Origin of the sequence: Nonomuraea sp. NPDC049419, from assembly GCF_040676995.1 — a bacterium.
Taxonomy (GTDB): domain Bacteria; phylum Actinomycetota; class Actinomycetes; order Streptosporangiales; family Streptosporangiaceae; genus Nonomuraea; species Nonomuraea salmonea.
Genome location: NZ_JBFAQB010000032.1, coordinates 36,836 through 56,705, shown reverse-complemented (window position 1 = coordinate 56,705; position 19,870 = coordinate 36,836). Strand labels below are relative to the sequence as shown.

Sequence of the window (19,870 nt, the reverse complement as noted above, 5' to 3'; positions counted from 1 at the left end):
GTGAGAAGCACCTGGAACGCCCCGGGGACCTGCTCCCCGGGGCGTTTCGCCTGCTCAGGCGGTGACGATCAGCGCCGAGCCGTGGCCGAACAGCCCCTGGTTGGCCGCGAGGCCCACGCGGGCGCCGGGCACCTGGCGGGCGCCGGCCCGGCCGCGCAGCTGCGTGGTCAGCTCGCAGAGCTGGGCGATGGCCTGGGCGGGCACGGCCTCGCCGAAGGAGGACAGGCCGCCGGACGGGTTCACCGGGATCCGGCCGCCCAGGGCGGTCTGCCCGTCCCTGAGCAGCTTGTCGGCCTCGCCGGGCGGGCAGAGCCCGACGTCCTCCATCCAGTCCAGCTCCAGCGCCGTGGACAGGTCGTAGACCTCGGCCAGCGACACGTCCTCAGGGCCGACGCCGGCCTCCTCGTAGGCGGCGTACGCGATCGAGGCGCGGAACGGCCGCTCGGGCGGCGGCACGGCGGCGCACGAGTCGGTCGCGAAGTCGGGCAGCTCCAGCACGGTGTTGGGGAAGACGGGGGTGACCGTGGAGACGGCCGCCAGGCGGACGGGGGCGGCGACGCTGTGGCGGCGCGCGTACGACTCCGACGCCAGCACCACCGCCGCGCCCCCGTCGGAGGTGGCGCAGACGTCCATGAGCCGCAGCGGGTCGGCCACCATGGGGGAGGCCAGCACCTGCTCGGCGGTCACCGGTTCGCGGTAGCGGGCCATCGGGTTGAGCGAGCCGGCCAGCGCGTTCTTGACCTTGACGGCGGCGAAGTCGGCAGGGGTCGAGCCGTGCAGGGCCATGCGGCGGCGGGCGTAGAGCGCGAAGTACGCCGGGTTCGTCGCGCCGAGCAGCCGGAAGCGCAGCCAGTCGGGGTCGTCGGGCCGCTCGCCGCCGACGGGGGTGAAGAAACCCTTCGGCGCCGCGTCCGCGCCGATCACCAGCGCGACGTCGCAGAGCCCGGCGAGGATCCTGGTACGCGCGATGTCCAGCGCCTGCGCCCCCGACGCGCAGGCCGCGTAGCAGGAGGCGACCCTGGCGCCAGACCAGCCGAGCGCCCTGGCGTAGGAGGCGCCGGAGACGAAGCCGGGGTAGCCGTTCCTGATCGTGTCGGCCCCGACGACGAACTGCACGTCGGTCCAGGCCAGCCCGGCGTCGTCGAGGGCGGCGCGGGCGGCGGCCAGGCCGTACTCGAGGAAGGGGCGGCCCCACTTGCCCCACGGGTGCATCCCGGTGCCCAGCACGGCCACGCTCATGAGGCCCGCCCCCACATCCACATCAGCGGCCCGTCGGCCAGCTCGCCCGAGGTCAGCTCCAGCTCCATGCCCACCGCGAGCTGCTCCACCGTCAGCCCCTTGACCTGGCCGAGCACGACGATGCCGACCTCGTCCAGTTCGACCGCGGCGAGCGTGACCGGCTCGTACGGCTGCGCCGCCACGTACGGCGCGGGCGGCGGGTAGCAGGCGTTGGTGTACGACCAGACCCGCCCGCGCCTGGGCAGCCGGATCTCCTCCATGTCGGTGACCGCGCAGCGCGGGTTGGGGCAGGAGTCCCGGCGGGGCGGGAAGCAGACGGTGCCGCAGCCCGCGCACCGGGTGCCGAGCAGGCGGACACCGCCGGGCTCGACCGCGAACCAGCCGTCGATCGCGTACGTCATAGCTCGGAGTATCACACAAGCGCTTGCTAGGTTGAATCCCTCCGCCGCTCCCGCGAGCGCAGCACCACCCACCCCGACATCACGACCACCAGCAGCACCATCCCCGCCACCACCGCCGTCCTGGACGCCGGATAGGGACCGTCGCCGAAGTAAGGGCCGGGCAGCGGCGGCACGACGGCGGGCGCGGCCAGCCGGGCGGCCTCGCGCAGCGCCAGCGCCGCGTCCGCCACCCCGTGCCCGTAGGCCGGGCTGTAGCCGTCGCAGGGCCGGCGCCTGGTGCCCTCCTCGATGGCCAGCCGCACGTGGTACGGCGACAGGTGCGGATGCGCCGACCTGATCAGCGCCGCGATGCCCGCCACCATGGCGGCGGCCGAGCTGGTGCCGTCGCTCACCACGTACGAGTCGCCGCCGTCGGCCGTCACGATGTCCGTGCCTGGTGCGACCACCGACACGTAGTCCTGCCTGTTGGAGAAGCGGGCCACCCTGCCCCGCCGGTCCACCGCGCCCACGGCGATCACCCCGGGATAGGCGGCGGGGAAGTTCTTCCTGTTCGCCGCGGCTCCGTCGTTGCCCGACGACGCCACGAGCACCGCGCCCTTGCCGATGGCGTACTGGACGGCCTCCTCCTCGGCGGCCGAGCCCTCCCACGCGCCGCTGCCGCCGCCCAGCGACATGCTGATCACGCCCGCGCCGTGGTCGGCGGCGTACCTGATGCCCCTGGCCAGCGCGTCGCGCCAGCCGGGCTGCCGGTGGGCGCGGCGCGGGTCGCCGTTCTCCAGCGTGACCCTGATCGACAGCACCGTGGCGGCCGGCGCCACGCCGAGCACGCCGCCCTTGCCGCCTTCGCCGTGCCCGCGCCCGGCGATCAGCCCGGCCATCGCGGTGCCATGGGGGCCCCACCCGCGCCCGTCCCCGACGGGGTCGGTGAGGTCGGGGCCCTCGATGACGGCGCCGCGCAGGTCGGGGTGCCCGGGGTTGACGCCGGTGTCGAGCACCGCGACCGTGACGCCCTCGCCCTTGCTGGTGCGCCAGGCGTCGGGCAGGCGCAGCGCGCCGAGCTGCCACTGCCCGGCCCTCGCGGCGGCGGCCATCTCGTCGCTGCCGTCCCCCGCGCTCGTGGCCAGGGCTGGCACGGGGCCCGACAGCAGCACGGTCAGCAGGACCGGTACGGCGATCCGTCTCATCGCGTCAGCGCCCGGTGCAGCGACGTGGCGACCTGGCGGGCGGCGGCGCGCAGGCGGGAGGCCACCGGGTCGCCGGGACGGTAGGCCCGCCCGTCGGCGTACCCGGCCGCCGTCGCCACCAGGTAGCGGCCGGGTGAGCCGAGCACGACGCCGGTGACGTACTGGCGGTCGCCGAAGCGGGCGGCGGGCCCGCCGGGGAACGCCGCGGGCCGCACGGTCGCGGGCCGCCCCGAGCCGTGGCGGAAGAACCCCGGCCGGTCGAGCACGGCGATGCCGGCGGTGACGACGAAGGTCTGGGTGCTGTCGGCGTAGGTGGCACGTAAGGCGACGCGGCAGTAGGGCCAGTAGGGCAGCACGGCCGCGGCCTGGAAGGCGGCCGGGCAGGCGGCCTCGGGAGCGACCCCGGCCAGCACGTACGTGACCCGCGCCCCGGAGGGGCTGTGCCCCGGCACCGTGGCGGGGAAGACGCGGGTCACCGGCCAGGCGCGCCAGCGCTCGGACACGGGCGGGACGGGAGCGGGCCAGGTCACGGACAGCAGGAAGGACAGCACAACGGGCAACTGGAACACGTCGACCTCGAGCGGGAGGGGAGGGACCTCCGGTCAGCTCGCATTCTGACACGCGGATACGCCGACGGACGGACGCTTCAGTAAACAGACCGATACGAGGAGTAGTTCCAGAACTATCTTCTTTGTCCTATGGAGAGGGGGAAAGTCGGACATGTGCACCGGGCGGCAGGCCCAGCCGCTGGGCCGCGTCACCGCAGTTGACCGCGATCGCGATCAGCCCCGCCGAGTCCGCGAACGCCACCAGCTCGCCCGGCGGCACCGCCGCGTACGTCTCCCGGTACGGCAGCGCGAGCTGCCGCCGCCCCAGCCACACCCCGAGCGTGTCGCTCACCCGCACGCCCAGCGACTGCAGGTCACCGGCCCCGATCGACAGCTGCGTGTTGCCGTAGCGGTCGACCGAGACCACCTCGCCCTCCACCGAGCCGTCGCGCAGCAGCGTGGTCGGCTCGGGCAGCGTGACCAGCCGCGACACCGGCAGCCGCGGCCCCAGCTCGGCCACCGGCAGCCCGCCGTACAGCCGCCCCGCCACCGGCGCGAACACGTCACGCCCCGGGAACGTCGGCGAGGCCGGGCGCAGGAAGTGGGCGTCGTTGGCGATCTCGTACGCCGCCCGCGCGCCGCCGCTGGCGTGCACCGCCCACGACAGCAGCCCGTTGTCGGGCCCGATGAACACCCGGCCGCCCGCCTCGACGGCCACCGCCCGCCGCGCGCCACCCGCCCCGGGGTCGACCGCACCGATGTGGATACCCTCGGGGAGGTACGGGATGGTCTGCGCCAGAACCGCCGCGCCGCGCCGCACATCACCGGCCGGGATGAGGTGACAGACGTCGATCACCCGGGCCTCAGGGGCTATCCCGGCGATCACTCCATGACAGGCCGCCACATATCCATCCTCTAACCCGTAGTCGGTGAGGAGCGTGATGACAGAGGTCACATCTGGTGACTGTACGTCTCCCAATCCGTCGTGAACAGCCGCACTCCGCACATTACGATGGCGAACGGGCCGCGTGCGGGCGGCGAGATCGTCACCCGCCCCTTTCGAGGAGGACACCATGGGAGCACCGCTCAGCGGTGACAATGCTGCCCAGGAACCGTCCCGACAACCACTCTCACAACGCGATCTCGATCTCCTCGCCTTCGAACGCCAATGGTGGCGCTACGCGGGCGCGAAGGAGCACGCCATCAAGGAGACGTTCGGCTTCTCCGCCACGCGCTACTACCAGCTCCTCGGTGAGTTGATCGACCGGCCGGAGGCGCTGGAGCAGGACCCGATGCTGGTCAAGCGGCTGCGCAGGTTACGATCCACGCGCCGGCGCGACCGTGCGGCCAGAAGGCTCGGCATGCGTCCCTGACCGTCTGGGTACGGCAGCCGGGTGAAGAACATCCCTGGAATGGAAGCGATCGTGCACGATCCGGCGGGCGCCGTGATCGGGCTCGACTTCGACGGCACCCTGTCGCCGATCGTGCCCGACCCCGCCCAGGCCGTGATCCATCCGAAGGCGCCCGGCGTACTCGCCGAGCTGGGCGCCCGCGTCCGAGCGGTGGCCATCGTGACCGGCAGGCCCGCGGCCACCGCGCTGGAGCTCGGCCCCGGCCTGGCCGACGTGCCCGGCCTGGTGGTGCTCGGCCACTACGGCTTCGAACGCTGGGAGGACGGCCGCGTCTCCGCGCCCCCGCCGCCGCCCGGCGTCCCCAACGCGGAGGCCGAGCTGCCGCTGCTGCTCGAATCGCTGGGCGTGCAGGGCGTGCGCATCGAGGACAAGGGGCGGGCCGTGGCCGTCCACACCAGGCGCAGCCCCGACCCCGAGGGCACGCTCGCCGCGCTGCGCGAGCCGCTCGCCAAGCTGGCCGACGAGCACGGGCTGGTGATCGAGCCCGGCCGCATGGTGCTGGAGCTGCGGCCGCCGGGCATGGACAAGGGCCACGCGCTCGGCCTGTTCCTCACGGAGCGGGAGGCGCGCTCGGTCATGTTCGTCGGCGACGACCTCGGTGACCTGGCGGCGTTCGACGCCGTACGCGCCTCGGGGCTGCCCGGCGTGACCGTGTGCAGCGGCTCGACCGAGGTCACCGCGCTCGCGGAGCGCGCCGACCTGGTGGTGGACGGCCCCGACGGCGTGGTGCGGCTGCTGGAGGAGCTGGTCTCGGCGATCACCCGCTCGTGACGCGTCAGGCCAGGGCTTCGAGCTGGGCGGCGAGCCACTGTTGCGGTGGCAGCGCGGTCGCGGCGGCGCGCAGCTTGTCGCGGCGGGTGCGCCGCTCGTCCTCCGGCATCACCAGCGCCTGGTGCAGCGCGGCCGCGGTGCCGCTGATGTCGTACGGGTTGACGAGCAGCGCGTGCTGGCCCAGCTCGGCCGCGGCGCCCGCCTCCCGCGACAGCACGAGCGCGCAGTGCGGCGACAGCACGGGGCCCTCCTTGGCCACCAGGTTCATGCCGTCGCGGATGGGGTTGACCAGCAGCACGTCGGCCATCCGGTAGGCGGCCAGCGAGCGCGGATAGTCGTCGTTGACGTTGAGGATGAGCGGGTCCCAGTCCTCGGTGGCGTACTCGTCCTCGATCTCCTGCGCGCAGCGCTGCACCGACGCGGTGTACTCGCGGTATTCGGGCAGGTCGTGCCGGCTGGGATAGGCGAAGGCGAGGTGCACCACGCGGCGGTGCCACTCGGGGTGGGCGGCGAGGAACTCGCGGTAGGCGTTGAGCCCGCGCACGATGTTCTTCGACAGCTCGGTGCGGTCGATGCGGACGATCAGCCTGCGCCCGCCGACCTGCTCCCGCAGCGCCGTCATGTGCGACTCGACGTCGGGCTCGCAGGCCCGCTCCCACAGCGCGGCGCCGTCCACCCCCAGGCTGTGGACGCCGATGCGGGTGGTCCTGCCGGCGTGGGTGACGCTGCGCCCGACGCGGTCGGCCTCGGCGCCCAGCAGCCGCTCGCAGCAGTCCATGAACGCCTGCGCCCACCGGTCGGTGAGGAAGCCGGCGTGGTCGGCGCCCAGGATGCCTTCGAGCACCTCCTTGGCGACGTCGTCGGGCAGCAGGGAGAAGTATTCGGGCGGCGCCCACGGGGTGTGGCTGAAGTGCGCGATGCGCAGGTCGGGCCGTTCGGCCCTGAGCATGGCGGGGGTCAGCGTAAGGTGGTAGTCCTGCACCATCACGCGCGCGCCGTGGCCGGCCTCCTCGGCCAGCGCCAGCGCGAAAGCGCCGTTGTAGTCGCGGTATGACTCCCACTCGCGCTCGAACCTGGTGCCGAAGTTGGGCGAGTTGGGGATGTCGTAGAGCAGATGGTTGACGAACCACAGGGTCGAGTTGGCCACCGCGTTGTAGGCGCGGTGGAAGGTGGCGGGCGGGATGTCGAGCATGCGCATCGGGCCCGTGTCGTAGCCCGCGTGGTCGACGCGGCCGCCGCCGGCCTGCCGCACGGCGCTGCGGTCGCCGTCGGACAGCGCCGCGCAGACCCACAGCACGCCGTCGCCCTTGGCCACGCCCGACAGGCCCGACACGAGGCCGCCGCCGCCGCGCTTCATGGTGAGTTCGCCGTCGTCGGAGACGGTGAAGGAGACCGGCCCTCTGTTGGAGGCCAACAGCACGCTGTTCATCTAGGCTCCTTTCGATCATAGGATCCCAGCTATGGCGCTTGATGAGCTAACCGAGGAACTCGCCCGCTCAGCCGCTGCCGGAGATCATCGCGCACTCGGCGAGCTCCTGGCGCGGATAGAGCCCGATGTGATGCGGCACTGCGCCCGAATCCTGCCTTATCACCAGGACGCGGAGGAGGCCTCGCAAGATACGTTGCTGGCCGTGGCGCGTAATATCGGGCGGTTCGAGGGGCGCGCCAGGTTCAGTACGTGGCTGCACATCGTGACGGCCAACTGCGCGCGCACGACGTACCGGTCGCTGAAGCGGCGGGCGGCCGAGCAGAGCTCGGACGAGCTGCCGATGCAGAAGCCCGACGTGCGGCGGGTCAGCGTGATCGCGGGCTCGCGGCTCGACCTGCTCGACGCGATGGAGGCGCTGGAGGCCGACAAGCCCGACCTGGCGCAGGCGCTGGTGCTGCGCGACATCGTCCAGCTCGACTACAACGAGGTGGCCGAGCAGCTCGGCATCCCGCTGGGCACCGCGAAATCCCGCATCCACCAGGCGCGCAAGTACGTGCAGGGTGTGCTGGGCGAGGACTATCGCTGAGATCACCCGTCTCACATGTTGAGACGGGTGGTAATTGCGGCCACTTAAGCGGGTAGAGTCCGTTTCAACAACTTCATATTGCTCATCCAGAGGGGTGGAGGGACCGGCCCTGCGAAGCCCCGGCAACCCTCCCGGCTTTCGACTCGCGACCAGGCGAGGCCGACCGGGACAAGGTGCCAATTCCGGTTCGCGGTCAAGGTGGCCGCGGGCGAAGATGAGGGAAGGCCTCGCTTCATGTCGCTTGACTTTGGTCCTGCCACCGCTCTGTCCTGCCGCGAGTGCGGCGCGCGTTACCCGCTGGGTCCCAGCTTCGCGTGTCAGGAGTGTTTCGGGCCGCTCGAGGCGGCCTACGACTTCGGCCAGGTGACCCGCGAGCAGATCGCGTCGGGTCCGGCCAACATCTGGCGTTACCGGGCGCTCCTTCCGGTGCCGGCGAACGTGACCGAAAAGCCGAATATGAACCCCGGCTGGACGAAATTGGTCAAGGCCGGAAACCTCGGCCGAACGCTCGGCATCAAGTCCCTTTACGTGAAGGACGACTCGGGCAACCCCACCCACTCCTTCAAAGACCGGGTCGTCGCCATGGCCGTCGAAGCGGCCAGGAACTTCGGTTTCCACACGCTTTCCTGCTCCTCCACCGGCAATCTCGCCGGCGCCGTCACCGCCGCCGCCGCCCGGGCCGGGCTCGACGCGTGCGTGTTCATCCCGGCCAATCTGGAGCAGGCGAAGATCGCCATGGCGCGGGTCTTCGGCGGGAAGCTCATCGGCATCGAGGGCACGTACGACGACGTCAACCGGTTCTGCTCCGAGCTCATCGGCGACCCGCTGGGCGACAAGTGGGGATTCGTCAACGTCAACCTGCGGCCCTACTACGCCGAGGGCTCCAAGACGCTCGCGTACGAGATCGCCGAGCAGCTCGGCTGGCGGCTGCCCGAGCAGATCATCATCCCCATCGCCTCCGGGTCCCAGCTCACGAAGATCGACAAGGGCTTCAAGGAGCTGGTGAAGCTGGGGCTGGTCGAGGACACCCCGTACAAGATCTTCGGGGCGCAGGCGGCCGGGTGCTCGCCGGTGTCGACCGCGTACAAGGCGGGGCACGAGGTCGTACGGCCGGTCAAGCCCGACACCATCGCCAAGTCCCTGGCCATCGGCAACCCGGCCGACGGCCCGTACGTGCTGGACATCGCCCGGCGCACCGGCGGGGCCGTCGAGGACGTCACCGACGCCGAGATCGTGGCCGCCATCAAGCTGCTGGCCTCGACGGAGGGCGTGTTCGCCGAGACCGCGGGCGGCGTCACCGTCGGCGTGCTGAAGAAGCTCACCGAGAACGGCGTGCTCGACCCCGACGCCCTCACCGTGGTGCTCAACACCGGTGACGGGCTCAAGACGCTCGACGCGATCAGCGACGACGCCGCACCCACGGCCGTGATCCGGCCCTCCCTCGACGCGTTCCGCGCGACTGTCTGACAACCAGGAAAGGCGACTTAAACCATGAGCGTTTCTGTGCGGATTCCCACCATTCTGCGCACCTACACCGGGGGCAACGCGGAGGTCAGTGGCGAGGGCGCGACGCTTCGTGACGTGCTCATCAAGCTTGACGCCGACTACCCGGGCATCGGCGCGAGAATTCTGGATGAATCGGGCAAGATTCGTCGTTTCGTCAACGTTTACGTGGGGGAAGAGGACGTCCGTTTCGCCGAGGGTCTCGACACTCCCGCCCCTGACGGCACTCAGATCTCCATCATCCCGGCGGTCGCCGGCGGCTGAGTGTCGCGGCTCACATCCAGAAGGCGCCCCTTGTGGGCGCCTTCTCCTTTTCCGGGCCTAATTCAATGTTGAACCACGTTCGGGAAGAAGAAATAGGCAGTTCCCAGATTGACTCTGTTGCCAAACCCCTCCCCACAGGTATGGTCGAGGGCGATCGTCCGGCTGATTTTCTGTTAAGTCGGGCGATTACAGGTCTCGCGGAGGAATGGGCGAGATCTGGGAGACCAGTAAGAGGAGTCGGAAGTGGCGCAGGGCACCGTCAAGTGGTTCAACGCGGACAAGGGCTACGGCTTCATCGCGGTAGACGGTGGTAAGGATGTATTCGTCCATTACTCAGCGATCCTGATGGACGGGTACCGATCTCTCGAGCAGGGACAGCGCGTCGAGTTCGAGATCACGCAGGGCCAGAAGGGACCGCAGGCGGAGTCCGTCCGAACGGTCTGATCGACATCCTGGTATGCACCGGGCGGGTTCGCACGGCAGCGCAGTCCGTGCGAGCCGTCATCTCTCTTTCGTCGACTCGCGTACGGTGGGCCGCTCAGGGCGGCTCGCCGTACCGGCGTACTGACTGACCTGGGCGGAAACGTGGGGCAGGTGGGCGTTCGCTTGCACTCGACAGGGTAGAGTGCTAAACAGTTCGTTGGCACTCTGTGCAGCAGAGTGCCAACACCGGATCGGGACGATGGGGTCTGCCGAAGGAGATGCTGACCCATGCCGTCGCGGGCGTCGGCTCGGTCCACGACAAGCCACCCTGCATCTGGGAGGTCTAGCCTTATGGCAGCCAAGATGATCGCGTTTGACGAGGACGCCCGGCGCGGTCTCGAGCGCGGTATGAACCAGCTCGCCGACGCCGTCAAGGTGACCTTGGGTCCCAAGGGCCGCAACGTCGTGCTGGAGAAGAAGTGGGGCGCTCCCACGATCACCAACGACGGTGTGTCCATCGCCAAGGAGATCGAGCTCGAGGACCCCTGGGAGAAGATCGGCGCCGAGCTGGTCAAGGAGGTCGCGAAGAAGACCGACGACGTGGCTGGTGACGGCACCACCACGGCCACCGTGCTCGCCCAGGCGCTGGTGCGCGAGGGTCTGCGCAACGTCGCCGCCGGCGCCAACCCGATGGCCCTGAAGAAGGGCATCGAGTCCGCCGTCGAGCGCGTCAGCGAGGAGCTCTCCAAGCTGGCCAAGGACGTGGAGACCAAGGAGCAGATCGCCTCCACCGCCTCCATCTCCGCCGCCGACCCCGAGATCGGCTCGCTCATCGCCGAGGCGATGGACAAGGTCGGCAAGGAAGGCGTCATCACCGTCGAGGAGAGCAACACCTTCGGCCTCGAGCTCGAGCTCACCGAGGGCATGCGCTTCGACAAGGGCATGACGTCGATGTACTTCGTGACCGACTCCGACCGCATGGAGGCCGTGCTCGAAGACCCCTACATCCTGATCGTCAACAGCAAGGTCTCCGCCAACAAGGACCTGCTGCCGCTGCTCGACAAGGTCGTCCAGTCGGGCAAGCCGCTGCTGATCATCGCCGAGGACGTCGAGGGCGAGGCCCTGGCGACCCTGGTCGTCAACAAGATCCGCGGCCTGTTCCGCTCCGTCGCCGTCAAGGCCCCGGGCTTCGGTGACCGCCGCAAGGCCATGCTCAACGACATCGCGATCCTGACCGGCGGTCAGGTCATCGCCGAGGAGGTCGGCCTCAAGCTCGAGACCGCCACCCTCGACCTGCTGGGCCGCGCCCGCAAGGTGGTCGTGACCAAGGACGAGACGACGATCGTCGACGGCGCCGGTGACGCCGAGCAGATCTCCGGCCGGGTCAACGAGATCCGCGCCGAGATCGAGCGCACCGACTCCGACTACGACCGCGAGAAGCTCCAGGAGCGTCTGGCCAAGCTGGCCGGCGGCGTCGCCGTCATCAAGGCCGGTGCCGCCACCGAGGTCGAGCTCAAGGAGCGCAAGCACCGCATCGAGGACGCCGTCCGCAACGCGAAGGCGGCCGTCGAGGAGGGCATCGTCCCCGGCGGTGGCGTGGCGCTGCTGCAGGCCGGCGCCAAGGCGTTCGACAAGCTCGAGCTCAACGGCGACGAGGCCACCGGTGCCGCCATCGTCAAGAAGGCGCTGGAGGAGCCGCTCAAGCAGATCGCGGTCAACGCCGGCCTCGAGGGCGGCGTCGTGGTCGAGCGCGTGCGCAACCTCACCCCGGGTGAGGGCCTCAACGCCGCGTCGGGCGAGTACGTCAACATGTTCGAGTCGGGCATCATCGACCCGGCCAAGGTGACGCGCTCCGCGCTGCAGAACGCCGCCTCCATTGCGGCGCTGTTCCTGACGACCGAGGCCGTCATCGCCGAGAAGCCCGAGAAGGCTGCGGCCGCTCCCGGCGGCGGCATGCCCGGCGGCGGCGACATGGACTTCTAGGTCTTTATCCGTCGCACAGGCGAAGAGCGGTCCGGAATTTTCCGGGCCGCTCTTTTTCTTGTGGAGCTGCCATTACGTTTCACCATTGATCCGCTACTCATGGTGAGGAAAGGTGGTCAGCCATAACTCACCTCAACGAAGGAGTGGCGGATGTTCTCCCGCAGCAAGCGCATTTTCGGTATCGCGGCCATCGCCCTGGCCGCCGTCACCGCCGCGGCGGCTCCCGCGCATGCCGACGACGAGCTGACGAGCACGTTCAGCCTGCTGCGCCAGCTGAACAACCCGTTCTGCCTGCCGGGCGCCACCACCACCGGCATTCCGGTCGTCGACTCGCTGCTGCCGGGGCTCGTCGGCTGCCCCCAGGCGCCCCTCGTGCGCTGACCCCGACATGACGAGCGCCCCGCCGGGCTCCCGGCGGGGCGCTCTGACGCTTCTCAGACGCCGAAGTGGGCCACGATGAAGCCGCGGGCCAGCAGGTTGGCGTTGATGTTGAAGCCGACCACGGCCGGGCTGGTGTCGCTGTCGACCCCCAGCTTGTCCACGCCGAGCGCGTGCACGGTGAAGACATAGCGGTGCGGGTCACCGGGAGGCGGGGCGGCGCCGCCGAAGGCCTTGGTGCCGTAGTCGGTGCGGGCGTGCACGGCGCCCTCGGGCAGGCCCTTGAAGTCGGGCGCCGAGCCCGCGCCGGTGGGCAGCTCGGTCACCGACGCCGGCAGGTCGAACAGCACCCAGTGCCAGAAGCCGCTGCCGGTCGGCGCGTCGGGGTCGAAGCACGTGACGGCGTAGCTCCTGGTGCCCTCGGGGGCGCCGGACCAGCGCAGGTGCGGCGACTGGTTGCCGCCCGTCATGCCCCAGTCGTTGAAGACGTGGAGGTCGGGCAGGCGCTCGCCGTCCTGGATGTCGTCGCTCTCGACCGCGAGCGCGGGGACCGATGGCAGGAATTCATGGGGAAGCGGTGCGGGCACGGCATCCTCCTTGGGTGAGAGCTAGGTGCTTGCCCAGCCATCCTAGAAGCGCCGTGCCCGCGCGGCTCACGCCGCCAGCTCGGCGGGCAGCGGCTTGTCGTGCAGCACGGTCAGCGAGGTGACCGCACGGGTCAGCACGACGTAGAGCCGGGCCAGGCCCCTTGGCTCGGCGGCCACGATGTCGGCCGGCTCGACCACGATGACGTGGTCGTACTCGAGGCCCTTGGCGAGCGTGGCGGGCACGACGAGCAGGCGCTGCTCGTCGGGGGAGTCGGGGTCGAGCACGGTGTGCGGCAGCTCGGCCAGCGCCTGCGAGACGGTCTCGACCAGGGCGTCGGGAACGATGACGCCGATGGAGCCCTCTTTGGCCAGCGCCTGCCGCGCCGCCTCGATGACCGAGCCGCCGGGAAGCACGGTGAGCGAGCCCGCGCCGGGACGCAGCGAGCGCGGCGCGGCCAGGCCGGGGGCGATGGAGGGCAGCAGCCGGGCCGCGTAGTCGAGCACCTCGCGCGGCACGCGGAAGCCGAGCGTCAGCTCCGTCACCTCGCCCTCGCGCTGGCCGAGGTGTTCGAGCACGGCCTGCCACGAGGTGGTGGACCACGGGGTGGTGCCCTGCGCGAGGTCGCCGAGCACGGTGGCCGAGCCGTTGCGGCAGCGCCGTCCGAGCGCCCTGAGCTGCATCTCCGACAGGTCCTGCGCCTCGTCCACGACCAGGTGACCCAGTGAGGGCGTGCGTTCCATGAGGTCGCGCAGCTCGTCGAGGAGCGCCGCGTCGGCCGCCGACCACTTCGCGGACTTCCAGCTCCGGTACGGCTTGCGCCAGGCGAGCAGCTCCTGCTCCTCGGCCGTCAGGTCGGACTTGGCGGCCTTGGCGCGGAACTCGGGGTCGGACAGCAGGCGATGGAGCACCTGCTCGGGCGTCAGCTTGGGCCAGACGGCGTCCACGAGCTGCTTGACCGGCTTCGACCTGGCCACCGCGTCCTGGACCCGGTCGTCGGGCGACTCGCCGCGCTGCTCCATGCGTACGAGCACCATGTGGGCCAGCCGCTGGGCCAGCGCCGCGCGGCCGGGGTTGTAGCGGGTGGTGCCGCGCAGGGAGGCGACGATCTCGCGTACCTCGTAGTCGGCCACCCGGTAGCGGTAGGCGCCCTTGGTGAAGACCACGCCCTCCTCCGGCTTGACGATGTGCAGCCAGAGCGCGCGCTCAAGGACGGCGGCCATCCTGGCGTCGCCCTTGATGGCGGCGACCTCGGGGTCCTCGGGGGCGGCGTGTTCGCCGAGCAGCCCGGCAACCGTGGTCTGGTCGACCTTGACCTCGCCCAGCGCGGGCAGCACGGAGGAGATGTAGGACAGGAAGGCCCTGTTCGGGCCGACGATCATGACGCCCGACCTGGCCAGCCGCTCGCGGTGGGTGAACAGCAGGTAGGCGGCGCGGTGGAGGCCGACGGCGGTCTTCCCGGTGCCGGGCGCGCCCTGCACGCACACCGTCTGGGCCAGCGTGGAGCGGACGATCTCGTCCTGGTCGGGCTGGATGGTGGCGACGATGTCGCGCATGGGGCCGGTGCGGGGCCGCTCGATCTCCTCGGTGAGGATCTTCGACGGGCCGATGTCGCCGCCGTCGGCCAGCGGCTCGTCCTCGTACGCGGTGAGCGCCCCGCCGTGGTAGCCGAAGCGCCGCCGGCGCTCGACGCCCATCGGGTCGGCCGGGCTGGCCTGGTAGAACGCGCGCGACACCGGCGCCCGCCAGTCGATCACCAGAGGTTTGCTGCCGGCGTCGTGGACGTGGCGGCGGCCGACGTAGATGGTGCTCGGCAGGTCGTCGCCGCCGGCGCGGTCGAGGCGGCCGAAGAAGAGCGGGGTGTCGGGGTGATCGGCCAGCGCGGCGACCCGCTGGTCGAGCAGCGACTGCAGGATCTGCTGCGAGACCCAGTCGCCGGCCGCGTCGGCCGACAGGGACTGGGCGTGCGCGCGCATGGCTTTGAGCGCGGCTCTGGACTCGGCGAGGTGGGCCTGCTCGGCCGTGAGGACGCCGGCCGGGTCGTCGGGGTCTGTGCTGGTCTCTTGGTGTATGTCTGGGGCCATCTGGTGCCCGGGCATGCGAAAGCGCCTCCCTGGTCTGGTGAACGGAGGTGGTCAAGGCAGCGAATCCGCCAGTCTAGTGGTGACTTCGGCGGGCCTCCAAAGCATTTACTCGCGGCCGACCGGGTACGCATAGGAGGTGCTCCGGCTCCGTGTCTCGCCGATCGTCCCCACGATCGCTAGCTTCCTGCTCGCCGCGTTGTGGGGTCTGTCGGTGTTCGCCGGATGGGGGCTGCAGGCGTTCTGTGCGGGAGATGAGAGCCCGTCGACGTGTTCGCAGCGCCTTGATACGGTTTCCACGGTGTCGGCGCTGTTCGCCGCGCTGGCGGCGTGCTGCACGGTGGCCGCCTGGCTGGTCCCGTGGTCGAGGGCCGACTCGCGGACGTTCGCCCGCTTGATGGGCGCCGGGGTGGTGGCCTGGATCGCGGCCGAGGGCGTGTTGTTCCTCGGCGGCCTGCTGGCACGCTGAGCCGGGCGGAAAAGGGCGTCGGCTACCAACCTGGAAATACCGAAAAATTCGGGCATTTCAGGTGGGTTTGTCGGATCATGGGGGTATGTCGCAGGCGGCGTGATAGTACGCAGGTGAGGGGGGTGGTTCGAATGTCGTCGGCCCGCGGAGTCTCGTGGACGTGACACCACGGTGAATGCCTGGCCGCTCGGGCGAGCGGCCGGGCATCGCGACCGCTACCGGAGTGTCGGCAGTGCTGCGGGCTTCAGCCCGGGGGTGAAGCCAGCTGTCCCGCGTAGCGGGGCAATAACTGCCGATTTGCTGCCAGGCGGACCGGCGTCTGCCCCGTTCAGACCGGATGGTTCTGCTGCTCGATGTACTGGCGCACGATCGACAGTGGACTGGCCCGCACGAGGCTGGCCAAGAGCGTCCACGACGCTGGATGGTCCAGCTTCGTGAGGATGCTGGAGTACAAAGCGAAGCTGTACGGCAGGACGTTCCACCGGATCAGCCGCTGGTTCCCCTCCTCCAAGCTGTGCTCGGCATGTGGAACCATCCAGCAGTCCATGCCGCTGAACGTCCGGGAGTGGACCTGCGCCTGCGGCACGACCCACGACCGGGACGTCAACGCCGCGATCAACATCCTCGCCGCCGGACGGGCGGAGAGGCTCAACGCCTGTGGAGGGCCGGTAAGACCACCACTCGTGGTGGCACAGCCCGACGAAGCAGGAAGCCACGGAAGTGCCGCCGCGTGAACAGCGGCACAGGCCACAATCCTTGGGCTTCAGCCCGAGAGCGCGTCAAACCCCGCCGAGCACGTCGTCGGCGTCGATGATCTGGTAGGCGTATCCCTGCTCGGCCAGGAACCGCTGCCGGTGCGCCGCGAACTCCTGATCGACGGTGTCCCTGCTGACCACCGTGTAGAACCGGGCGCCCCCGCCGTCGGCCTTGGGCCGCAGCACCCGCCCGAGCCGCTGGGCCTCCTCCTGGCGCGAGCCGAACGTGCCCGACACCTGGATCGCGACGGCCGCCTCAGGCAGGTCGATGGAGAAGTTGGCCACCTTCGACACCACCAGCACCTGGATCTCCTTGTCGCGGAAGGCCTGGTAGAGGCGCTCGCGCTCCTTGATCCTGGTGTCGCCCTTGATCACCGGCGCGTTGAGATGCTCGCCCAGCTCGTCGAGCTGGTCGATGTACTGGCCGATGACCAGCACCTGCTCACCCAGATGGCGGCGGACGAGAGCCTCGGTGACGTGGGTCTTCGACGGCGTGGTGGCGCAGAAGCGGTAGCGCTCCTCCGCCTCGGCCATCGCGTACGCCAGCCGCTCGTCGTCGGTCAGCGTGACCCGGACCTCGACGCAGTCGGCCGGCGCGATCCAGCCCTGGTTCTCCATCTCCTTCCAGGGCGCGTCGTAACGCTTGGGGCCGATCAGCGAGAACACGTCGCCCTCGCGGCCGTCCTCGCGCACCAGCGTCGCGGTCAGCCCGACGCGCCTGCGGGCCTGGAGGTCGGCGGTCATCCGGAAGATCGGCGCGGGCAGCAGGTGGACCTCGTCGTAGACGATCAGGCCCCAGTCGCGGGCGTCGAACAGCTCAAGATGGCTGTAGACGCCTTTGCGCCTGGTGGTCATCACCTGGTAGGTGGCGATGGTGACCGGGCGGATCTCCTTTTTGTTGCCGGAGTATTCGCCGATCTCGTCCTCGGTCAGCGACGTGCGCTTGAGCAGCTCGGTCTTCCACTGGTGGGCCGAGACCGTGTTGGTGACCAGGATGAGCGTGGTGGCCTGGGCGTGTGCCATGGCCGCCGCGCCGACGATCGTCTTGCCCGCGCCACAGGGCAGCACGACCACGCCTGAGCCGCCGTTCCAGAACGCGTCGGCCGCCTCGCGCTGGTAGGGCCGCAGCGCCCAGCCGTCCTCGCGCAGCGTGATGGGGTGGGCCTCGCCGTCGACGTAGCCCGCGAGGTCTTCGGCCGGCCAGCCCAGCTTGAGCAGCGCCTGCTTGACGTTGCCGCGGTCGCTCGGGTGCACGACGACCGAGTCGGCGCCGATGCGCTCGCCCAGCATCGGCTGGATCTTCTTTGAGCGCAGCACCTCCTCCAGCACGGCCCGGTCGGTGGAGGTCAGGACCAGGCCGTTGACGGGGTCCTTCTCCAGGCGCAGCCGGCCGTAGCGGGCCATCGTCTCGGCGACGTCCACGAGCAGCGCGTGGGGCACCGGATAGCGGCTGTAGCTGATGAGCGCGTCGATGACCTGCTCGGCGTCGTGGCCCGCGGCGCGGGCGTTCCACAGCGCGAGCGGCGTGACGCGGTAGGTGTGCACGTGCTCGGGAGCGCGCTCGAGCTCGGCGAACGGCGCGATCGCCTTACGGCAGGCGTCGGCCTGCTCGTGGTCGACTTCGAGCAGCAGCGTCTTGTCGGACTGGACGATCAGCGGTCCATCGCTCACTGGCATGTCTCCGTGGGGTCGCGTACGGGGCTCTGACGCATCAGGACCATCGTCTCGTGATCCCGGCTCCCCCGCTCCGTGTCTCCAACAACGGACACGCCAGGATTAGTCCTGGACGGCGATGTGCGGCCCCCTGGCTCAGTCGTCGAAGGCGCCGTTGACGCCCAGCAGGATGAACGTGCCGAAGGTGATCACGAGGCCGGCGCCGAACAGCACCCAGCTCCAGACCAGCATCGTGCGGGCGACCTGCGGCCTGGTGGTGGCCCTGCCGAGCGCGAGGCCGGCGAGGATCGCGCCGGGGATGCTGAAGACGTTGCAGCACGAGACGACCGCGAGCAGGTTGAGCACGAGGGCGACGATCGCGTTGGCGGTCGGGCCGCTGCTGGGAGGCGGCGGAGGAGGACCGTAGCCGTAGCCGTAGTGAGGCGGCGGCTGCTCGCCGTAGGGCGCGCCGTAAGGGATGTACGGGTGGCCCGACGGGTCTTGCTGGCTCATCCTCACCTCCGAACTGGTCAACAATTATCACGGAATCACCCCGTGGCCGACCGGTATGGAGGATGGCACTGCTCAGCCGAGCAGCGCGCGCAGCGCCTTGCGGTCGAGCTTGAGCACGCTCGTCAGCGGCACGGAGTCCACGAACCGCACCTCCCGGGGATACTTCACCCGGCCCACCCGCTCGCGCGCCCACGCGACGAGCTCCTCGGCCGTCACCGTCGCGCCCGGCCTGAGCTGCACGAACGCCACGACCTCCTCACCCAGGGCGGGCTCGGGCCGGCCGACGACGCCCGACAGCACCACGTCGGGATGCCGGTCGAGCGCGTCCTCGACGTCGCGCGGGAACACGTTGAAGCCGCCCCTGATGATCAGGTCCTTCTTCCTGTCCACGATGTAGAGGTAGCCGTCGTCGTCCACGCACCCGATGTCACCCGTACGCAGCTCACCGTCCACCAGCGCCGTGCCCTCAGGGTCGGGCTCGTGCTCGCCCCAGTAGCCGAGCATCAGCGACGACCCCGACACGCACACCTCGCCGACGTCGCCGGGCTCCACGACCTCGCCGTCGGAGTCCCTGATCGTGAGGGAGTAGCCGGCCAGCGGCAGGCCGACGCTGCCCACCCGGCGCCTGCCCGGCGGGTTGAACGTGGTGACCGCGCTGGTCTCGGTCAGCCCGTAGCCCTCCAGGATCTGCACGCCCGGCATCCTGCGCTCGAACTCGCGCAGGGCGTCCCTGCCGAGCGGGGCCGCGCCGCAGGTGAGATAGGCGAGGTCGGGCAGCGGGCGGGATTCGAGCGGCTCGGCGAGCAGCTGGTGGATCATCGAGGGGACGACGGTGCCGTACCTGACGTGCTGCTCGGCGGCCAGCTCGAGGAACTTCTTCGCGTCGAACCAGCGCATCAGCACGGTCTGCTGGGGCTCGCTCGCGTGCAGCGAGGCGACGGTGATGATCAGCCCGTACGCGTGCGACAGCGGCACCGGCACCAGCGCCCGGTTCATGCCCTCCTGGTGAGAGAGGGCGAAGGCGTCCCTGGCGACGTGCCAGAGGCCCTGGTGGCTGAGCATGACGCCCTTGGCCGTGCCGGTGGTGCCGCCGGTGTACATGAGGGCGGCCAGGTCGCGGGGGTCCCGCGTGACGGGGCCGTGCTCGGCGGCGCGTTCGAGCTCGGCGGTGTCCACGTACGCGGGGATGTCCACGCCGGCCGCGCGTACGGTGTCGGCCAGCTCGGGGGAGGTGACGACGGCGGCCGCGCCGCTGTCGGTGAGCACGTGCCGCAGCTCGTCGGGACCCACCAGGAACACCACCGGCGTCACCACCGCGCCCGCCGCCCACAGCGCCTGGTAGACGATCGGCACCTCGGGGGAGTTGGCCATCATGACCGCGACCCGGTCGCCCGGTCTGATGCCGGCCTCGATGAAGCCGCCGCACATCCGGCGTGCCCGCTCGGCGAGCGCGTGGCCGCGGTGCCAGACGCCGTCGTAGAACACCGCGTCGTGGTCGTCGAAGCGCTGCCATGACTCCTCGGCCAGGCGGCCCAGCGTGTGCTCGGTCACATGCCCAACCTGATGGGAGCGGGGAGGCGGAGTCAAGAGCTGTGACCTTGACTCATCATTGTGGACATGGGTGGCGTAGCCCGTAAATCGATATAATTCTCGTTATATTGTGTTTCGAGTTTGCATGTAGCGCTAGATCGTG

General features: G+C 70.4%; 21 protein-coding genes and 1 riboswitch. Of the genes, 10 read left to right on the top strand and 11 right to left on the bottom strand.

Annotation, left to right across the window (positions count from 1 at the left end):
• Nucleotides 1-54: 54 nt before the first annotated feature.
• The 5 genes from AB0K12_RS46080 to AB0K12_RS46060 all read right to left on the bottom strand — a co-directional run bounded on the left by AB0K12_RS46080 (nt 55) and on the right by AB0K12_RS46060 (nt 4,327).
• Nucleotides 55-1,239 (bottom strand): lipid-transfer protein, encoded by a 1,185-nt coding sequence (locus AB0K12_RS46080; protein WP_364575268.1) that lies wholly within the window; start codon nt 1,237-1,239, stop codon nt 55-57.
• A complete protein-coding gene (locus tag AB0K12_RS46075) occupies nt 1,236-1,640 on the bottom strand; it encodes an OB-fold domain-containing protein (protein WP_364575266.1) in 405 nt (134 codons plus the stop codon). Before AB0K12_RS46075 ends, AB0K12_RS46080 begins: the two co-directional genes overlap by 4 nt.
• 26 nt (nt 1,641-1,666) lie before the next feature.
• Entirely contained in the window at nt 1,667-2,824 is a 1,158-nt protein-coding gene (locus AB0K12_RS46070; protein WP_364575264.1) for a S8 family serine peptidase, read from the bottom strand.
• Nucleotides 2,821-3,384 (bottom strand): hypothetical protein, encoded by a 564-nt coding sequence (locus AB0K12_RS46065; RefSeq protein WP_364575262.1) that lies wholly within the window; start codon nt 3,382-3,384, stop codon nt 2,821-2,823. Before AB0K12_RS46065 ends, AB0K12_RS46070 begins: the two co-directional genes overlap by 4 nt.
• A 136-nt stretch (nt 3,385-3,520) precedes the next feature.
• Nucleotides 3,521-4,327, bottom strand: coding sequence for an SAM-dependent chlorinase/fluorinase (locus tag AB0K12_RS46060; RefSeq protein WP_364575260.1), 807 nt, complete (start codon nt 4,325-4,327; stop codon nt 3,521-3,523).
• Between the two features lie 118 nt (nt 4,328-4,445).
• Between AB0K12_RS46060 and AB0K12_RS46055 the strand changes: the two genes are divergently transcribed.
• Together AB0K12_RS46055 and otsB are read left to right on the top strand one after the other, a co-directional pair.
• The gene (locus AB0K12_RS46055; protein WP_355414860.1) at nt 4,446-4,745 is read left to right on the top strand and encodes a DUF3263 domain-containing protein; all 300 of its coding nucleotides are present in this window, start codon (nt 4,446-4,448) and stop codon (nt 4,743-4,745) included.
• Between the two features lie 39 nt (nt 4,746-4,784).
• On the top strand, nt 4,785-5,555 hold the full coding sequence (gene otsB / locus AB0K12_RS46050; RefSeq protein ID WP_364575258.1) for a trehalose-phosphatase: 771 nt from the start codon (nt 4,785-4,787) through the stop codon (nt 5,553-5,555).
• Nucleotides 5,556-5,559: 4 nt separating this feature from the next.
• Here otsB and AB0K12_RS46045 read toward each other — a convergent pair whose 3' ends face one another.
• Nucleotides 5,560-6,984 (bottom strand): trehalose-6-phosphate synthase, encoded by a 1,425-nt coding sequence (locus AB0K12_RS46045; RefSeq protein WP_364575256.1) that lies wholly within the window; start codon nt 6,982-6,984, stop codon nt 5,560-5,562.
• Between the two features lie 31 nt (nt 6,985-7,015).
• On the opposite strand from AB0K12_RS46045, the gene AB0K12_RS46040 reads away from it, so the two are divergent.
• From AB0K12_RS46040 to AB0K12_RS46015, 6 genes are all read left to right on the top strand, one after another.
• Nucleotides 7,016-7,570, top strand: a complete 555-nt coding sequence (locus AB0K12_RS46040) for an RNA polymerase sigma factor (protein WP_237106268.1) — start codon at nt 7,016-7,018, stop codon at nt 7,568-7,570.
• Between the two features lie 79 nt (nt 7,571-7,649).
• Nucleotides 7,650-7,791, top strand: a riboswitch (SAM riboswitch).
• A gap of 13 nt (nt 7,792-7,804) precedes the next feature.
• Nucleotides 7,805-9,037: a threonine synthase gene (gene thrC, locus AB0K12_RS46035; protein WP_364575254.1), complete on the top strand. Its 1,233-nt coding sequence runs from the start codon at nt 7,805-7,807 to the stop codon at nt 9,035-9,037.
• A gap of 24 nt (nt 9,038-9,061) precedes the next feature.
• On the top strand, nt 9,062-9,337 hold the full coding sequence (locus AB0K12_RS46030) for a MoaD/ThiS family protein (RefSeq protein ID WP_364575252.1): 276 nt from the start codon (nt 9,062-9,064) through the stop codon (nt 9,335-9,337).
• A 243-nt stretch (nt 9,338-9,580) separates the two neighbouring features.
• Nucleotides 9,581-9,781: a cold-shock protein gene (locus AB0K12_RS46025; protein WP_043633553.1), complete on the top strand. Its 201-nt coding sequence runs from the start codon at nt 9,581-9,583 to the stop codon at nt 9,779-9,781.
• Nucleotides 9,782-10,111: 330 nt separating this feature from the next.
• A complete protein-coding gene (gene groL, locus AB0K12_RS46020; protein WP_364575249.1) occupies nt 10,112-11,743 on the top strand; it encodes a chaperonin GroEL in 1,632 nt (543 codons plus the stop codon).
• A gap of 150 nt (nt 11,744-11,893) precedes the next feature.
• The gene (locus AB0K12_RS46015; RefSeq protein ID WP_364377488.1) at nt 11,894-12,124 is read left to right on the top strand and encodes a hypothetical protein; all 231 of its coding nucleotides are present in this window, start codon (nt 11,894-11,896) and stop codon (nt 12,122-12,124) included.
• A 53-nt stretch (nt 12,125-12,177) separates the two neighbouring features.
• Here AB0K12_RS46015 and AB0K12_RS46010 read toward each other — a convergent pair whose 3' ends face one another.
• Together AB0K12_RS46010 and AB0K12_RS46005 are read right to left on the bottom strand one after the other, a co-directional pair.
• Complete coding sequence (locus AB0K12_RS46010; protein WP_364575246.1) at nt 12,178-12,708, bottom strand: YbhB/YbcL family Raf kinase inhibitor-like protein; 531 nt, start codon at nt 12,706-12,708, stop codon at nt 12,178-12,180.
• Between the two features lie 66 nt (nt 12,709-12,774).
• Entirely contained in the window at nt 12,775-14,790 is a 2,016-nt protein-coding gene (locus tag AB0K12_RS46005) for an AAA family ATPase (RefSeq protein WP_364575244.1), read from the bottom strand.
• Nucleotides 14,791-14,926: 136 nt separating this feature from the next.
• Between AB0K12_RS46005 and AB0K12_RS46000 the strand changes: the two genes are divergently transcribed.
• Nucleotides 14,927-15,256, top strand: a complete 330-nt coding sequence (locus AB0K12_RS46000; RefSeq protein ID WP_364377482.1) for a hypothetical protein — start codon at nt 14,927-14,929, stop codon at nt 15,254-15,256.
• 353 nt (nt 15,257-15,609) lie between these two features.
• Entirely contained in the window at nt 15,610-15,990 is a 381-nt protein-coding gene (locus AB0K12_RS45995; protein WP_364575241.1) for a transposase, read from the top strand.
• A 45-nt stretch (nt 15,991-16,035) separates the two neighbouring features.
• On the opposite strand, the gene AB0K12_RS45990 is transcribed toward AB0K12_RS45995, so the two are convergent.
• The 3 genes from AB0K12_RS45990 to AB0K12_RS45980 form a co-directional block, all read right to left on the bottom strand.
• Entirely contained in the window at nt 16,036-17,688 is a 1,653-nt protein-coding gene (locus AB0K12_RS45990; protein ID WP_364575239.1) for a DNA repair helicase XPB, read from the bottom strand.
• A 132-nt stretch (nt 17,689-17,820) separates the two neighbouring features.
• Entirely contained in the window at nt 17,821-18,177 is a 357-nt protein-coding gene (locus tag AB0K12_RS45985) for a hypothetical protein (protein WP_364575237.1), read from the bottom strand.
• A gap of 72 nt (nt 18,178-18,249) precedes the next feature.
• Entirely contained in the window at nt 18,250-19,728 is a 1,479-nt protein-coding gene (locus tag AB0K12_RS45980) for an AMP-binding protein (RefSeq protein WP_364575235.1), read from the bottom strand.
• Nucleotides 19,729-19,870 lie beyond the last annotated feature (142 nt).

What these genes read in the sequence shown, in the direction of transcription:
- AB0K12_RS46030 (WP_364575252.1), top strand. Translation starts at nt 9,062, where the DNA reads ATGAGCGTTTCTGTGCGGATTCCCACCATTCTGCGCACCTACACCGGG.
- AB0K12_RS45990 (WP_364575239.1), bottom strand. Translation starts at nt 17,688, where the DNA reads ATGCCAGTGAGCGATGGACCGCTGATCGTCCAGTCCGACAAGACGCTG.
- AB0K12_RS46070 (WP_364575264.1), bottom strand. Translation starts at nt 2,824, where the DNA reads ATGAGACGGATCGCCGTACCGGTCCTGCTGACCGTGCTGCTGTCGGGC.
- AB0K12_RS45985 (WP_364575237.1), bottom strand. Translation starts at nt 18,177, where the DNA reads ATGAGCCAGCAAGACCCGTCGGGCCACCCGTACATCCCTTACGGCGCG.
- thrC (WP_364575254.1), top strand. Translation starts at nt 7,805, where the DNA reads ATGTCGCTTGACTTTGGTCCTGCCACCGCTCTGTCCTGCCGCGAGTGC.
- groL (WP_364575249.1), top strand. Translation starts at nt 10,112, where the DNA reads ATGGCAGCCAAGATGATCGCGTTTGACGAGGACGCCCGGCGCGGTCTC.
- AB0K12_RS46075 (WP_364575266.1), bottom strand. Translation starts at nt 1,640, where the DNA reads ATGACGTACGCGATCGACGGCTGGTTCGCGGTCGAGCCCGGCGGTGTC.
- otsB (WP_364575258.1), top strand. Translation starts at nt 4,785, where the DNA reads ATGGAAGCGATCGTGCACGATCCGGCGGGCGCCGTGATCGGGCTCGAC.
- AB0K12_RS46055 (WP_355414860.1), top strand. Translation starts at nt 4,446, where the DNA reads ATGGGAGCACCGCTCAGCGGTGACAATGCTGCCCAGGAACCGTCCCGA.
- AB0K12_RS46005 (WP_364575244.1), bottom strand. Translation starts at nt 14,790, where the DNA reads ATGGCCCCAGACATACACCAAGAGACCAGCACAGACCCCGACGACCCG.
- AB0K12_RS46045 (WP_364575256.1), bottom strand. Translation starts at nt 6,984, where the DNA reads ATGAACAGCGTGCTGTTGGCCTCCAACAGAGGGCCGGTCTCCTTCACC.
- AB0K12_RS46040 (WP_237106268.1), top strand. Translation starts at nt 7,016, where the DNA reads ATGGCGCTTGATGAGCTAACCGAGGAACTCGCCCGCTCAGCCGCTGCC.
- AB0K12_RS45995 (WP_364575241.1), top strand. Translation starts at nt 15,610, where the DNA reads ATGTACTGGCGCACGATCGACAGTGGACTGGCCCGCACGAGGCTGGCC.
- AB0K12_RS46080 (WP_364575268.1), bottom strand. Translation starts at nt 1,239, where the DNA reads ATGAGCGTGGCCGTGCTGGGCACCGGGATGCACCCGTGGGGCAAGTGG.
- AB0K12_RS46015 (WP_364377488.1), top strand. Translation starts at nt 11,894, where the DNA reads ATGTTCTCCCGCAGCAAGCGCATTTTCGGTATCGCGGCCATCGCCCTG.